At 64.7% G+C, this 13341-nt stretch carries 14 protein-coding genes and 1 pseudogene; 5 read left to right on the top strand and 10 right to left on the bottom strand.

Going from position 1 to position 13341, the window contains the following annotated elements; translation table 11 throughout:
- From QOC76_RS31260 to QOC76_RS31275, 4 genes are all read right to left on the bottom strand, one after another.
- Positions 1-519: SDR family NAD(P)-dependent oxidoreductase (locus QOC76_RS31260; RefSeq protein WP_526363920.1), on the bottom strand; the 519-nt coding region annotated here is incomplete at its 3' end.
- Positions 520-529: 10 nt separating this feature from the next.
- The gene (locus tag QOC76_RS31265) at positions 530-1468 is read right to left on the bottom strand and encodes an alpha/beta hydrolase (protein ID WP_526363922.1); all 939 of its coding nucleotides are present in this window, start codon (positions 1466-1468) and stop codon (positions 530-532) included.
- Entirely contained in the window at positions 1465-2304 is an 840-nt protein-coding gene (locus tag QOC76_RS31270; protein WP_526363924.1) for an SDR family NAD(P)-dependent oxidoreductase, read from the bottom strand. The genes QOC76_RS31265 and QOC76_RS31270 overlap by 4 nt, the downstream gene beginning before the upstream one ends.
- A 35-nt stretch (positions 2305-2339) precedes the next feature.
- Positions 2340-3533, bottom strand: a complete 1194-nt coding sequence (locus QOC76_RS31275; RefSeq protein ID WP_526363926.1) for a thiolase family protein — start codon at positions 3531-3533, stop codon at positions 2340-2342.
- A gap of 141 nt (positions 3534-3674) precedes the next feature.
- On the opposite strand from QOC76_RS31275, the gene QOC76_RS31280 reads away from it, so the two are divergent.
- The 3 genes from QOC76_RS31280 (at position 3675) to QOC76_RS31290 (ending at position 6301) form a co-directional block, all read left to right on the top strand.
- Positions 3675-3869 (top strand): ferredoxin, encoded by a 195-nt coding sequence (locus tag QOC76_RS31280; protein WP_526363928.1) that lies wholly within the window; start codon positions 3675-3677, stop codon positions 3867-3869.
- Positions 3870-4000: 131 nt separating this feature from the next.
- On the top strand, positions 4001-5128 hold the full coding sequence (locus QOC76_RS31285) for an amidohydrolase family protein (protein WP_526363930.1): 1128 nt from the start codon (positions 4001-4003) through the stop codon (positions 5126-5128).
- A 6-nt stretch (positions 5129-5134) separates the two neighbouring features.
- On the top strand, positions 5135-6301 hold the full coding sequence (locus QOC76_RS31290; RefSeq protein WP_526363933.1) for a thiolase family protein: 1167 nt from the start codon (positions 5135-5137) through the stop codon (positions 6299-6301).
- Between the two features lie 15 nt (positions 6302-6316).
- On the opposite strand, the gene QOC76_RS31295 is transcribed toward QOC76_RS31290, so the two are convergent.
- Both QOC76_RS31295 and QOC76_RS31300 read right to left on the bottom strand, forming a co-directional pair.
- Positions 6317-7363, bottom strand: a complete 1047-nt coding sequence (locus QOC76_RS31295; RefSeq protein ID WP_526363935.1) for an NHL repeat-containing protein — start codon at positions 7361-7363, stop codon at positions 6317-6319.
- Between the two features lie 20 nt (positions 7364-7383).
- A complete protein-coding gene (locus tag QOC76_RS31300) occupies positions 7384-8283 on the bottom strand; it encodes a hypothetical protein (RefSeq protein ID WP_526363937.1) in 900 nt (299 codons plus the stop codon).
- Positions 8284-8526: 243 nt separating this feature from the next.
- Here QOC76_RS31300 and QOC76_RS31305 point away from each other — a divergent pair, with 243 nt between their 5' ends.
- Both QOC76_RS31305 and QOC76_RS31310 read left to right on the top strand, forming a co-directional pair.
- Complete coding sequence (locus QOC76_RS31305) at positions 8527-9798, top strand: cytochrome P450 (protein ID WP_526363939.1); 1272 nt, start codon at positions 8527-8529, stop codon at positions 9796-9798.
- Positions 9798-10574 carry an SDR family NAD(P)-dependent oxidoreductase gene (locus tag QOC76_RS31310; protein ID WP_526363941.1) on the top strand — a complete coding sequence of 259 codons (777 nt, stop codon included), beginning with the start codon at positions 9798-9800 and terminating at the stop codon, positions 10572-10574. The genes QOC76_RS31305 and QOC76_RS31310 overlap by 1 nt, the downstream gene beginning before the upstream one ends.
- Here QOC76_RS31310 and QOC76_RS31315 read toward each other — a convergent pair.
- The 4 genes and pseudogenes from QOC76_RS31315 to QOC76_RS31330 form a co-directional block, all read right to left on the bottom strand.
- On the bottom strand, positions 10555-11502 hold the full coding sequence (locus QOC76_RS31315) for a class I SAM-dependent methyltransferase (RefSeq protein ID WP_526363943.1): 948 nt from the start codon (positions 11500-11502) through the stop codon (positions 10555-10557). The two genes, QOC76_RS31310 and QOC76_RS31315, sit on opposite strands and share 20 nt — an antisense overlap.
- Positions 11503-11642: 140 nt before the next feature.
- Complete coding sequence (locus QOC76_RS31320) at positions 11643-12662, bottom strand: DUF2889 domain-containing protein (protein ID WP_526363945.1); 1020 nt, start codon at positions 12660-12662, stop codon at positions 11643-11645.
- A 10-nt stretch (positions 12663-12672) separates the two neighbouring features.
- Positions 12673-13098, bottom strand: a complete 426-nt coding sequence (locus QOC76_RS31325) for a Zn-ribbon domain-containing OB-fold protein (RefSeq protein ID WP_526363947.1) — start codon at positions 13096-13098, stop codon at positions 12673-12675.
- Position 13099: 1 nt separating this feature from the next.
- A pseudogene (locus QOC76_RS31330) lies at positions 13100-13341 on the bottom strand (acetyl-CoA C-acyltransferase); the annotation flags it as partial.

Below are 13341 nucleotides of genomic sequence, written 5' to 3' on the forward strand. Positions count from 1 at the left end.
GCGGGCGAGGTTTTTCGTGACACTGAGCAACGCGCTCTTGGCCGCGGTGTAGCCCACCAAGCCCGCCGACTGGTGCTGCACCGACATCGCCGTCACATTCACCACCCGGCCCCACGGCGCGGCACGCAATAGTGGCAGCGCCGCTCGCACAGTTCGCACAGCGGACACCACGCCTGAGTCGAATGCCGCCGTCCACCGCATGTCGTCGAGATCCTCGAAGCGACCGGCCCCTGCTGGCCCGGCAGCGTTGACCAGCACGTTGAGGGCGCCCCACCGTGCGCCGACCGTCGCGAAGGCGTCCTCGACGTCGGATGGCGAGCCCAGATCCGCCTTCAGCGTCAGCACCTCGGGACTGCCGGCGGCCGCTAGAGCGGTGCCGGCGGCGGCCAGTCGGTTGTCATCCCTGCCGATGATGGCGACCCGTGCGCCCTGTTCGGCTACGCACGCAGCGGTCGCGAGTCCGATACCGCGGGTGCCGCCGGCGATGACGGCGGTGGCGTCGGCGAGTCCAAGGTCCACGGGGCCGGCCCTAAGCGACCACACGCCGGTCGAACTGGCGGGCAAGCCAGTCCGCGCTGTCGCGTGCCGCGGTTCGAGCGACCGCGGTGCCTGCGAACATGTCGAAGCCGTGAACTGCGCCTGCGTAGACGTGCAGTTCGGTGGGCACGCCCGCCCGGCACAGTCGAGCCGCGAACTCGATCGATTCGTCACGCAAACAGTCCACCGCGCCCACACCGACGAATGTCGGTGGCAGCCCACATAATTCGGTTGCCCGGCCTGCCGCCGCATCCGCCGGCACGCCGTCGGTGTCGTAGCGGTCGCCGAGATATGCCGACCAGCCGAACGCATTGGCTTCGCGACTCCAAACCGGCAATCTTTCGAGTTGGCTGGACACGGTCAGGCCGCGGTCATCGAGCATCGGGTACTCCAGATACTGGAACAGCAGCGGTACCTGCCCGCCATCGCGCCACCGCATTGCCAGGCTCGCGGCAAGCGCACCGCCCGCGCTTCGGCCGGCGATCCCAACCCGCCGCGGATCGATCTGCAGATCAACGGCGTGGTCGACGATGAAGCGGAGCCCCTCGTCGCAGTCGTCCAGCGGCGCGGGGTAAGGCGCTTCGGGCGCCAGCCGGTATTCGACGCTGACGCACACACAGCCCAGCCAGCGGCACCACTCCATCAGCCGGGTGTCGTCCATGTGCCGGTTTCCGATGACCATCCCGCCGCCGTGCATCCAGTACACGGCAGGCGGCGTGTCGCCGAGCTCGATGGGTCGAAGAACAGAGAGCGCGACGTCTCCGCGTTCGGTGATCAGCTCGGTGCGCTCGATGTCGGATGCGGACAGCGGCTCGAACGTGCTTCCGGCGCGCATGGCGGCGAGGTTCTCGGCGGAGAAGTCGAAATCCGGGAAATCGCGAAGACATTCGGCGATCTCCGGGTCGATCCAGTTGGCGCTGTTCACCGTCATCCACCGACACCCATCAGGTGCCTGCCCGCACCCACGAGCCCGCCGTCGACGCGGATGTCGCAGCCGGAGATGAACGCCGCGCCGTCGGACTCGAGAAAGGCCACAGCCGCCGCGATGTCTCCGGGCCGCCCGGGTAGTGGCCTATCCGGACGTTTCACCGGCGTCACCTCGACCATGACGGGCACAATGGGCTGACGATCCAGCTCCAGCCTGCCCATCGGCGTGTCGATCAGGCCGGGTGAGATCGAGACGGCGCGGCCGCCAGTCTTGCCCCACGGCGTGGCCAGGCGTTCCACCAGCCGGATCACGCCGCGTTTGGCGAGGACATAGGCCGTGGCACTGTCCAGCGGCCGGCCGAGTGCCTGCTCGATCGCCGCGAGAAAACCGTCAGCCAGCGGATCGTCGAGGAACGGCTCCACCGCCGCGGGAACATCGCTGTAGCCGGCGATGGATCCGATCAGGATCGCGGAGCTGCCCGGGTTGACCAGGGGGAACAAGGCGTCGGTGATGCGAACCGACCCGGCCAGATCCACGTCGAGCACCGTGGCCGCATCGGCCATCTCCGGTGAAACGCCCGCGGTATGCACTAGGCAGCGCAGGCGGCCAAGCCCGCTCACCCGATCGGCGACCGCAGCGACATCAGTCGCAGAGGTCACGTCACAGGACAGCGTGTCCACGACCGCCCCCTGCGCGCCCAGGGCCTTGCGCGCCTGGTCGAGCAGATCCTCGCGGAGATCCACCAGCAACAGACGCCCGCGATCGGCGAGTGCGCGGGCACAGGCCAGCCCCATGCCGCCCGCACCCCCGGTGATCACCAGAATGTTGTCAACAGCCATCGTGCCCTCTCGTTGTTGAAAGTCCTTCCACCGCCTCAGAGCCGTTGAATGATGGTCGCGTTCGCCATCCCGCCCCCCTCACACATGGTCTGCAGGCCGTAGCGGCCGCCAGTGGCCTCCAGGTGATTGACCAGGGTTGCCAGCAGCCGTGTTCCAGAGGACCCCAGTGCGTGTCCCAACGCGATTGCTCCTCCCCACGGATTGAGCCGCTCCGGATCAGCACCCAGCTCCTGCGCCCAGGCCAGTGGCACACAAGCAAATGCCTCGTTGACCTCGTATGCATCGATATCGTCGAGCGTCAGGCCCCCGCGGTGCAATGCCCGTTGAGTGGCCGGAATGGGTGCGGTCAACATGTAGAGCGGGTCGTCCCCTGCGACGGAGAACGCATGAAACCGGGCGCGGGGCCGCAGGCCAGACGCGAGTGCCATCCGCTCGCTCATGATCAACGCCGCCGAAGCCCCGTCCGTCAGTGGAGAAGAGTTCCCCGGCGTGATCCGCCACTCGAGGGCGGGAAAGCGCTCGGCCGCTTCGGTCGAGGCGAAGGACGGCTTCAGACCGCTGAGCGCCTGCGTGGTGCTGTCGGCTCGAATGGTCTCATCGACGGCGTGCGTACCGGGGCGGCCGGTCGCGTCGACGATCGGCATCGCGACGATCTCGTTGGCGAAACATCCGTCGGCTGCCGCGGCCGCGGCCCGTTGATGTGAGGTGACGGCGAAAGAATCCAGCGCTTCCTGGTCAAGCTTCCATCGTTCCGCCACCAGTTCGGCGGCCACCCCCTGTTTGACCAGGCCCTGCGGATACCGCGCCGCGACGCTCGGCCCGAAGGTATCGGCGCCCGATGATGCTGTTCCCATCGGAACCCGGCTCATGGACTCGACGCCGCAGGCGATCACGGCGTCGTACGCGCCGGCCATGACGCCCTGGGCGGCGAAGTGCACAGCTTGCTGGCTGGAACCGCACTGGCGGTCAACGGTCGTGGCTGGCACGGACTCCGGAAAGCCTGCGGCCAGAACCGCGCTGCGGGCGATGTTGAAGCTCTGCTCGCCCACCTGCTCCACGCATCCGGCGATGACATCGTCGATACAGCAGGGATCCAAATCGTTTCGGGTCAGGATCTCCACCAGCACCTGGCGCAGCAAGTCGACGGGGTGGCAGCCCGACAGTGCGCCACCGGGTTTGCCTTTGCCTGAGGCCAACCGGACGACATCGACGACCACGGCGTTGTTCATCTCTAACCTCCGCTGGCGTAGACACTTGCCGATGGCGAGTCGACCGCACCGGTAGGGCAAGTGTGCCACATGGCGAACCCATGACATGCATTCAGAGAGAACCTGATTGTAGTAGAAAGAAAGTGATGGTCTACTGGGTCCATGAAGGTGACAGTCGATCCCGATCTCTGTGAAGCAAATGCATTGTGCGTGGCAGAAGCCCCTGAAGTGTTTGATCTGAGCGACGATGAGGTCGTGCACATCCTCCTCGCGAAACCGCCCACAGGACTGGAGCCATCGGTGATTGAGGCGGTCAGCGCCTGTCCGAAACAGGCATTACGGATCGTTACGGACTGAATGAATAGCCCAGTTCCGCCCGAGCCAGCACATCTGCGTTGCACAAAATGAACTCGTCGTTCTACTCTGGGGAAGGTCGGTTCTTACCTCTTGTGAGAGCCCGCGTGCCTATCTTCTAGGAGGGAACTCGCATGCTGCCCGACGACGCCAAGATCATCTCGGTCGACGACCACGTCATCGAGCACCCGCGCGTCTGGCTGGACCGGGTGCCGGCCAAGTATGCGGAGGTAGCTCCGCGCATCGTCAAGCTGCCCGACGGCAATGACACCTGGCTCTACGAGGGGAAGCAGTCCGGCAACTTCGCGCTCAACGCCGTCGCGGGCAAGCACCCGCGGGATTTCGGGATGGACCCCCGCAGCTATGACGACATGCTGCCGGGCTGCCATGACATCGAGGACCGCATCAGGGACATGGACATCGAGGGTGTCTGGGCCCAGTTGTGCTTCCCCAACTTCGGTGGCTTCGCCGGAAGCACCTTCCATACGGCGACCGACAAAGACTTCGCGAAGATATGCATCAGCGCCTACAACGACTTCATCCTCGATGAGTGGTGCTCCTATGCGCCCGAGCGCCAGATTCCCTTGATGATGGTGCCGTTCTGGGACATCGAGGCATCTGTCGCCGAGATCGAGCGGACCGCCGCCAAGGGTGCCAAATCCATCTCCTTCATCGAGGCGCCTCATAAGATCGGTCTGCCGTCCTATCACACCGACCACTGGGATCCGATCTTTCACATTTGCGAGGAGGCCGGCCTACCGCTGTCGATGCACTTCGGTTCAGGCGGTATGCCGCAGGGACTTGCTCCCGACGGTGACCTGTTCATCGGTATCGCGCTGTTCGGGCTGAATTCGATGATGGCCACCGTCGACCTGCTTATGTCGGACGTCTTTTACAAGTTTCCCAACGTCAAGGTTGCCCTTTCTGAGGGCGGTATCGGATGGATGCCATACCTGCTCGAACGCATCGACTACTCCTGGGGTCGCCACAAGTACTGGTGCGACATCAATCCCGACAAACTTCCCTCGGATTTGTTCCGGGAGCACATCTACGGATGCTTCATCTCCGACCAGTCCGGCATCGAGCAGCGCCACCGAATCGGCATCGACAACATCATGTTCGAAAGCGATTACCCCCATTCGGATTCCAACTGGCCGCACACGCGCAAGCTGCTCGCCGAGCACCTCGTCGATGTGCCCGACGAAGAGGCGCGCAAGATCGTCGAGCTGAATGCCCGCACCCTGTACAACTTCTGGGCCTGAGATTCGATGCCTGACGCATTCATCCTTTCAGCCGCCAGAACACCGATTGGCCGGGCCCGCAAGGGATCCCTGGTTTCCTTGGACGCCTACCAACTCGCCGAGGTCGCCGTCGGCGCGGCAGTGCAACGGTCCGATATCGCGATCGCCGAGCTCGACGACCTCATCCTCGCCGAGTCGTTACAGGGTGGCGGCGTGATCGCGCGGAACATCGCGGTGCGTCTGGGTATGACCAGCGTGCCCGGGGTGGCCATCAACCGACACTGCGCCTCGGGCGCCACCGCAGTGCAGTTGGCGGCGGCCACCATCATGGCCGGCATGGCAGACGTGATCGTCGCCGGCGGAACAGAAAGCGCTAGCACCATGCCTCGGCTTACGAAAATGGCGCCCGGGGCGCAGGAGCCCACCCCTTGGTCGCCGCAGAGCCACCCCGATGCCCCCGGGGTGCCTGCCTTCGACATGTCGGTGACCATCGGAGAGAACACCGCCCGGCTGCATCACGTGACCCGCGAGCAGGCCGACGCCTGGTCCGCACGCTCACATCAACGTGCGCTCAACGCGATCGCCAAAGGGTACTTCGACGACGAGATCGTCGCCGTCCCCGTCGGTCACGGCGCGACGACCGTCATGTTCGGCACCGACGAACACCCGCGGGACACCACGCCCGAAGCGCTCGCCGGACTGAAGGTCCTACACCCAGAAATGCCCGGCGCCGTCGTCACGGCCGGCAACTCCGCCGGCATCAACGACGCCGCCGCAGCGCTGGTCATCGGGAGCGCCGACTTCGCGGCCAGTCACGGCCTGGCCCCGCTGGCACGGATACGCGGGTGGACGTCCGTCGGCGTGGAGGTCAAGCACACCGGGATGGCCCCGGTGACGGCAATCCCGCTGGCGCTCAAGCGTAGTGGTCTCACACTCGATGACGTCGACCTCGTCGAGATCAACGAAGCCTTCGCGACGATGGCGGTGGCGTGTACCCGTGACCTCGGTTTGGACGAATCGATCGTGAACGTCAACGGAAGCGGCATCAGTCTCGGCCACCCGATCGCAGCGACCGGCGCCCGCATGGTCGTATCGATCATTCATGAACTCGCACGACGCGATTCGCGGATAGGCGTGGTGGCGATGTGCGCCGGCGGAGGCATGGGCTCCGCAATGGTAGTCGAACGGATCTAGGGTCAGCCCAACCGGTCAGCGCCGCACCGCGAGTTTGGTGTAGCGCCCGCCGAGCAACCATTCAGTGACGTAGAGGTTTCCGTCTGCGTCTGTTGCCACTGCATGTGGTGAATTAAAGCGGTCGTGCTGAGGCAGATCGGGTATCTCAGCACGCCCGTCGTCGGCCAGGTCATTGGGCCACCCCGGTCGGGTCGGCCATCCCTGCGCCGCTTCGGGATCCGGGTTGGCGCCGATGTACCCGACGAGGTGATCCTCGGAATCCAGAACGGCCAGGCGCTCATAGATCTCCGCGACCACCAGTAGGTCGCCCCATCGCGCGAAGTCGCTTGGACTGTTCAGGAAGGCCTCGCCAAACGTGCGCAGGTAGCGGCCCTCCAGGTCGTAAACGAGGACCCGCACGTTGATACGGTCGGCGATGTAGAGCTCGGGAACCTTGTCATTTCGCCGGTCGATGAAGATCGCGTGCGGACACAGGAGTCGCCCGGTTCCCTCTTCGCCGGTCAATGTCGAAAGGTGGTTTCCGTTCTTGTCAAAGCGGTGGACCAAGCCAGATCCGTATCCATCGGCTACCCAGATGTCCCCTGTTCCGCCGAACCGCTCCTCGTCCACGGCGCAGCCGCACGGACAGTACGGCCCCATCGGACCGGCAGGAATTGCCGGATCCTGCTGCGGCGTGGGCAGTTCGAAGAGTATCTGGCCGTCGAGGCTCATCTTCACCACCCGAGGCGCCCTTGTTTCGCAGTGCACACCCTTGCCGAACAGCGGAGTCCAATTCGGGTCGCCGTCGCCGGCACCGCAGAGGAAGACGAATCCGGGATCGCTGACCCAGAGGTATTCGGCGTCGCCTTCGCGGACGAGGGTGATGCCGTGGCCTTCCGTGAGGCCCGTCTCGACCACACGCAAGAGCCGGCCATCGGAATCGAACGCGACGAGTTGACCTGCGTGAAAACAGATGATTTCTCCGCCGTCGGTTGCGACGACAGCGTTGTGCACCCAACAGGATTCGGCGCCCTCGACGCCGGGCAGATCTGCCCAGTCGCCGACCACCTCATAGGACGGCATGTTGGTGGGTCTAGGGATATCTATGGACACAACAAGAGGCCTTCCCTGACTCTCTCGGGCTCGGCGTCGTTCGTCCTCGACCACGATGCTCCCGTTTCGTCCTCGAACTCGATGCGCACCCGAAGAGATGCGTTGAGCGCCAAGACATAAAGACCAGACGCACGTTGATGCGGCCTCAACCAGCGCGGGTAGCGCAGCGCCGTGTGCGAGGCGAGAATCTCCATCCGGCCGGCCGGGAATGAGGGCCCCGCAGTCGGCGCCGGGGCATCCGGACCGACTCTCAACTTGGCGACGACATCGGCGAGCGCCTGCGTTGAACGTTGCGCCCCGTCGGTCAGAAGATTGCCATGGGAGTCGACGGCATCCACCGTCACCGTAAGGCCGGTCGCCATGAAGGTGCTGTGATTCATCACCGTCACAGCCCAGATCTGCGGGCCAAGCAAGGGCACCGGGCTTCGGTACGTCGCGACTCGGCGCGCAGCCGCGCGACTTTCGAACCGCGCGATCAGCGCGCTGAGATCGGAGTAGGGCAGGTCCGCTGCAATCGCCTCGTACACGCGGCTCTCGGCGGCAGAATCTCTGTGACCGATGAAACGTGGAACCACTCCTTCGCATGCCAGCCTCTGCGTCACTTCCCTGAGCCTGGCTTGATCGTCCGCGTTTTGGATGTCGGAAGGTGATTCAGCGACTAGCCACACCAAGGCCAACGTGCCGGCCCTCCTCGAGTGCACGACGTCGCCTATCGCTTCATTCAGATTTGGCTGCATCGGGTCGAAAACTGAGATCGACACATCAGCGCGGTCCAGATCCTCGGCAGCCCGGGTGGAGGCCTGCCCGAATGAGGGCGCGAGCACGATTTGATGCCGCCGCGACCCGACGGCGTTCCATTGATCGACTGCGCGAACGACAGCGGCGCGCAACCCGTCGCCGTGGGGTGTGGCTATCGCCACCTCCACGACATGAGCGGTGAACACTGGCTCATCTCCTCGTGCGTTCTTCTGCACCTAGTGGTCGCGTCTGATTACATGAGGTGCTAGCAAAGTGTACCGATACTTGCTTTCTACGCAAACGACATCCTACTATTGCGCACATACCTTGTCCGTTACGCTGCCCGCTCGAGGTGCTGCGGACAGGCTCAAGTTCGCCAACGAACAGGAGAGACTGTGTCGGCCGACCGGTGTGGGTTGGATTTCGAGCCGTTCAAGCCCGGTCCGCACGAACAGTTGCCGACGGTTTACGCCCAGCTCCGCGAACGCTTCCCCGTTTATCGGACGCGGTCGAACATCTGGGTGATATCGCGGTTCGACGACGTGAAGACGGTGCAGTCGACCCCCGATGTGTTCTCATCGCGCCCCAACCCGTACGAGGGTGAATCGGCGTCGTCGGATGCCGAGATGAAACCCGAAGTCATCGAACGACTCATGGCCCTGGCAGCCGGGATCCCCGTCGACATGAACGAGATGGCCTCCGCCAAGACGATTGCCGCCGCGGACCCGCCCCAGCACACGCGTATTCGCAGAATCGTCAGCCGAGGGTTCACCCCGCCTCGGATCAAGGAGATGGGTAACGCGATCAGTTCGATCGTCGAGCGCTGCCTCGCCGGTATCAACGACGTGCCCAGCTTCGATGTCGTCGAGCGGCTGGCCGTACCGCTGCCGGTGGAGATGATCTGTCACATCCTCGGCATCGACCGAAGTGAGTTCGGGCGGGCTAAACGCTGGTCCGATGCGTTCGCTGCGGCCGCCGGCGCCGAGTTCAGCAGTCCCGCCGAACGTAACGAGTTGATGCTGAGCACCATCAAGGAGTTCAGCACGTACTTCGTGCCGCTGATCGAGGCGCGGCGCACTGAGCCGAGGAGTGATCTAGTCAGTGCGATGGTGGCGGCGATCGACAACGAGTCGTTGAGCAATGTCGAAACGCTGATGGTGGCGATCACGATCATGGTCGCAGGCAACGAGACCTCCACGAACCTCATCGGCAACACCGTGGTCGAACTGCTGGCCAACCCCGACCAGCTCCAACTGCTACTTGACGATCCGTCCTTGCTGCCCAACGCAGTCGATGAGGCGAACCGGCTGACTGCGCCGATACAGTTCGCGTTTCGCGAGGCAACGGAAGACACCGAGATCGCGGGCACGACGATTCCGAAGGGGTCCATCCTGGCGCTGCACATGGCCGCCGCAAACCGCGATCCCCGACGCTTCGACGAGCCCGACCGCTTTCTCATCACTCGGTCGGCCGCCAAGAATCTCTCGTTCGGACACGGGATCCATTTCTGTCTTGGTGCCCACCTGGCCGGTCAGGAAGTGCGGGCAGCGATCGGTGGACTGCTGCCATATCTCGATGACCTGGAACTGACTGGCGCTCCGCTGCAACGCAATCCGACGGCACTGCTGAATGGGTGGCAACGCGTCGAACTGGCGTGGAGGTCGTAGTGGATATCAACGGAGCCAGCGCAATAGTCACCGGTGGCGCGTCCGGTATCGGCGCGGCATCTGCACGGCAGTTGGCCGCGAGGGGGGCGAGGGTCGTCGTCGCCGATGTGCAGGCAGACCGCGGGACTGCACTTGCCGACGATATCGGCGGCGTGTTCGTGGCCGTCGACGTCACCGATACCGGACAAATCGAAGCCGCTGTCCACAGGGCCGCCGAGCTCGGCCCACTGCGCATCCTGGTCAACTCCGCAGGCGTCGGTTGGGCACAGCGCACCATCGGCAAGGACGGTCAGTTCGCATCGGCGCACAATCTCGACCTCTACAAAAAGGTCATAGCAATCAACCTGATCGGCACCTTCGATTGCATACGGTTGGCTGCCACGCAGATGAGCACGAATGAGCCACTGGATGGCGGCGAGCGCGGCGCCATCGTATCGATGGCCAGTGTCGCTGCTTTCGACGGGCAGATCGGGCAGGCGGCGTACTCGTCGTCCAAGGGTGGTGTCGTCGGCATGACGGTGCCCGTGGCCCGTGATCTGTCCGCGGTCGGGATCCGGGTCAACACCATCGCGCCTGGGCTGATCGACACGCCTATCTACGGAGCAGGCGAGGAGTCGGAGGCCTTCAAGGCGAAGCTGGGCGACTCCGTGCTGTTCCCGCACCGCCTGGGCAGGCCGGATGAACTGGCCTCGATGGTCGTGGAACTGGTGACCAACTCCTACATGAACTCAGAGGTCGTCCGGGTGGACGGCGGGATCAGGCTGCCCCCGAAGTAGCTTCGACGAACACGCTCTCCGGAACCGCGTCATCGAGGCCGGGCGGGACGGCCCGGTTGCTCGCGGCCATCAGGTCGTTGGCGCTCATCGCAGTGGTGACAGTCCAGCCGTGGGCGCGCAGCCAGTCCACAACTTCTGTGCGCTCTTCGTCGTACAGCAGGTTGCCGGCTTCGGTGATGTCTTTGGCGCCCATTTTGACCGCCGCCGCGCGATACCGATGCATCTGCTCTTCTCGGCGCGCGAAGCTGTCCTGGCTGAAGAATTCGTTGGTGAATGCCTCCACAGCGATCCGGCTGCCGGGGGCGCTGAGCGACTGTATGCGGTCGAACAGCAAGTTCTGGGCGTCCGCCGTCAGATAGGGCAGCAGTCCTTCAGCCGACCACGCCGGCGGAAGCGACGGGTCGAACCCGGACTCCACCAGCGCTGTCGGCCAGTCCTGACGCAGGTCAATGCCGACGCCGACGTGGGTCGCGATCGGTGCGATCTGGTGAGATTCCAGTGTGCCCGTCTTGAATTCCAGCACCTTGGGCTGGTCGATCTCGTAGACCACGCACCCGGCAGGCCAGGCGAGTCGCCATGCGCGCGCATCCAGACCGGCGGCAAGGATCACCGCCTGGCGGATACCGGCACCGGCGGCGGCGAGAAAGTACTCGTCGAAGAACTTCGTCCGGCAGGCCGTATAGCCCATCATTGCCTGCATGCGGACCGGTAGTTCCGGATCGAGATCGACCAGCTCGGCAGGCAATTCGGCGTCGAGGTAGATCCGCCAGATGCCGTCGCCCGCCGCGTCGAGAAAGAGTTTTGCGAACGGATCGCTGATCAGCGGATCAGCGCTGTTGGTCTCGGCTGCCCGGCCGCCTGCGACCCCCAGGGCGGTCGCGCCGACGCTCTCATTGATGTCCCAAGTGTCATCGTCTGTTCTGGCCATCGGAGTCCCTTCGCTGCCACTCGAACGCGGAAGAACACAGCGTATACGAAAATGTTAGGTCTGCTTATTAAATGGCGGCCGGCTGACCCTTTTCGCCCAGAACGGACCGCTGCCGGCGACCACGGGCCACCTAGAGAAGACTAGGTGCCGCGGCAAAGGCCAATCAGCACCTCGGCGTCAGCGACGCTGCGCAACAGGTCGTTGAGATGGGTGCACGTACTTGTCCCGAACAGTTCCTGCCGGACCCGGAAGTGCAGCTCGCCCAACGTCATTCCGGTGATCCGCTCGGCGCTGGCGACCGCGCCGGGGCACTCCTGCCACGGCAGCACCCGGGGAGTGGCCTGCGATTCGACGATGACTCCGCTGGCGGTGTCGACGGTGGCCTCCAAGGTGTACTCGTGGATGATCGTCTCCACCCCGTCGGCACGCACATAGGTATCGCGGAACATTGCATCGATGCCGACTCGGCTGTCTTCACCGGCATCCAAGACGTCGATGCGACGCCGCCTGCGCATGCCATGACGCGGCAACTGCGCCATCGGGTGCCACGCGAGTCGATCACTGTCGTGATCGAGATCAGGAGCTTCCGGACCGGTGACGATCGCGGGGTCGCCGGCTTCGAACGAGGTCATCAGCAGCCCGCCGGTGGCGAACCCTGCGCACTGGTCTGCGACAGGTAGATAGCCCGATTTCGTGAAGTGCCCGAGCACGTTCGAGGCCGACAGCGCATGACCCGAGATCAGCGTTGCGACCGGAACGTCGTCGAGAAGCGTGTAGCGGAGGTCGTGGTGCTGCCGAAGCTCTGGGGCGGCCTTGTCGGCGGCGGCGCGGAACCCGCTCATCGCCGGTGCGCCGGATAGCCGGGCCAACCCCGCGACTGGCGGGACTACCTCGACATGTCGGACGACGCGGGCGACGAGCTCGATGGTGGCCGAGAGTTCTGCCGCACCGACTTCTGACACCGACCCGTCGGCCGCCGTCCACAGATCGCGCGCTCGCCCCTGCAGATAGACGGGGTCCAGCGAGCCCTCGTCGCGGGTCATATCGATGGACGAAGTCCGGCGCGCGGAGCCGCGGCGCCGCGCCGGATTCCCAGTGGTGGGCTGATGGATGCCGTGCAGCGGATGTAGCGCGAACTCCGGCGTGCCGAGGTCGGTCACCGGATCAATGCTAAGCCGGGCGGAATGCGAACGTCACAAACGATTCGCCGGCCGCGGTGTCCAGCGTGGTGGTGGCAGAAACCAGCCGCTGGCCGATCCGCAGGTCGCTCGCGGCGGCGTCGATGATCAGCGACTCCACGAGCAAGCCCTCCGGCAACTCGACGAAGCCCACCACGTAGGGCTTGAACACTTTCGGGTCCCGTTTGCCCTTGTACGGCAGGGGCGGAGCGAACTCCTGGGTGGTGAATGTGTAAAGCGTTCCCTCGGTGGACAGTTCAAGCGGCTCGATGTCGGCCTGAACCTGCGGGCTGCCGTCGAACAGCTCTGGGCGCTCCGCCGGGAACTTGACGACGCCGGTGCTGCGCCGCCGCGACCCGAACAACACGGCCCGCTCACCGTCGACTCGGAACAGCCCCTCGGTGATCAGTGCGGTCATGTCAGACCACCTCGATGACCATTGCCGCGCCCATGCCGCCGCCTGCACACATGGACAGCACACCGATACCGCCACCGCGCCTGCGCAGTTCGTAGATCGCCGACGTCACCATCCGCGCGCCCGTCGCGGCGATCGGATGACCGAGGCTGATGCCCGAGCCGTAGACGTTGACGATCTCCTCGTCGAGTCCGAGTTCCCGGGCACATGCCACGGCCTGGGCGGCGAACGCCTCGTTGATCTCGA

It is taken from the genome of Mycobacterium sp. (assembly GCF_032159565.1).
Lineage (GTDB): Bacteria > Actinomycetota > Actinomycetes > Mycobacteriales > Mycobacteriaceae > Mycobacterium.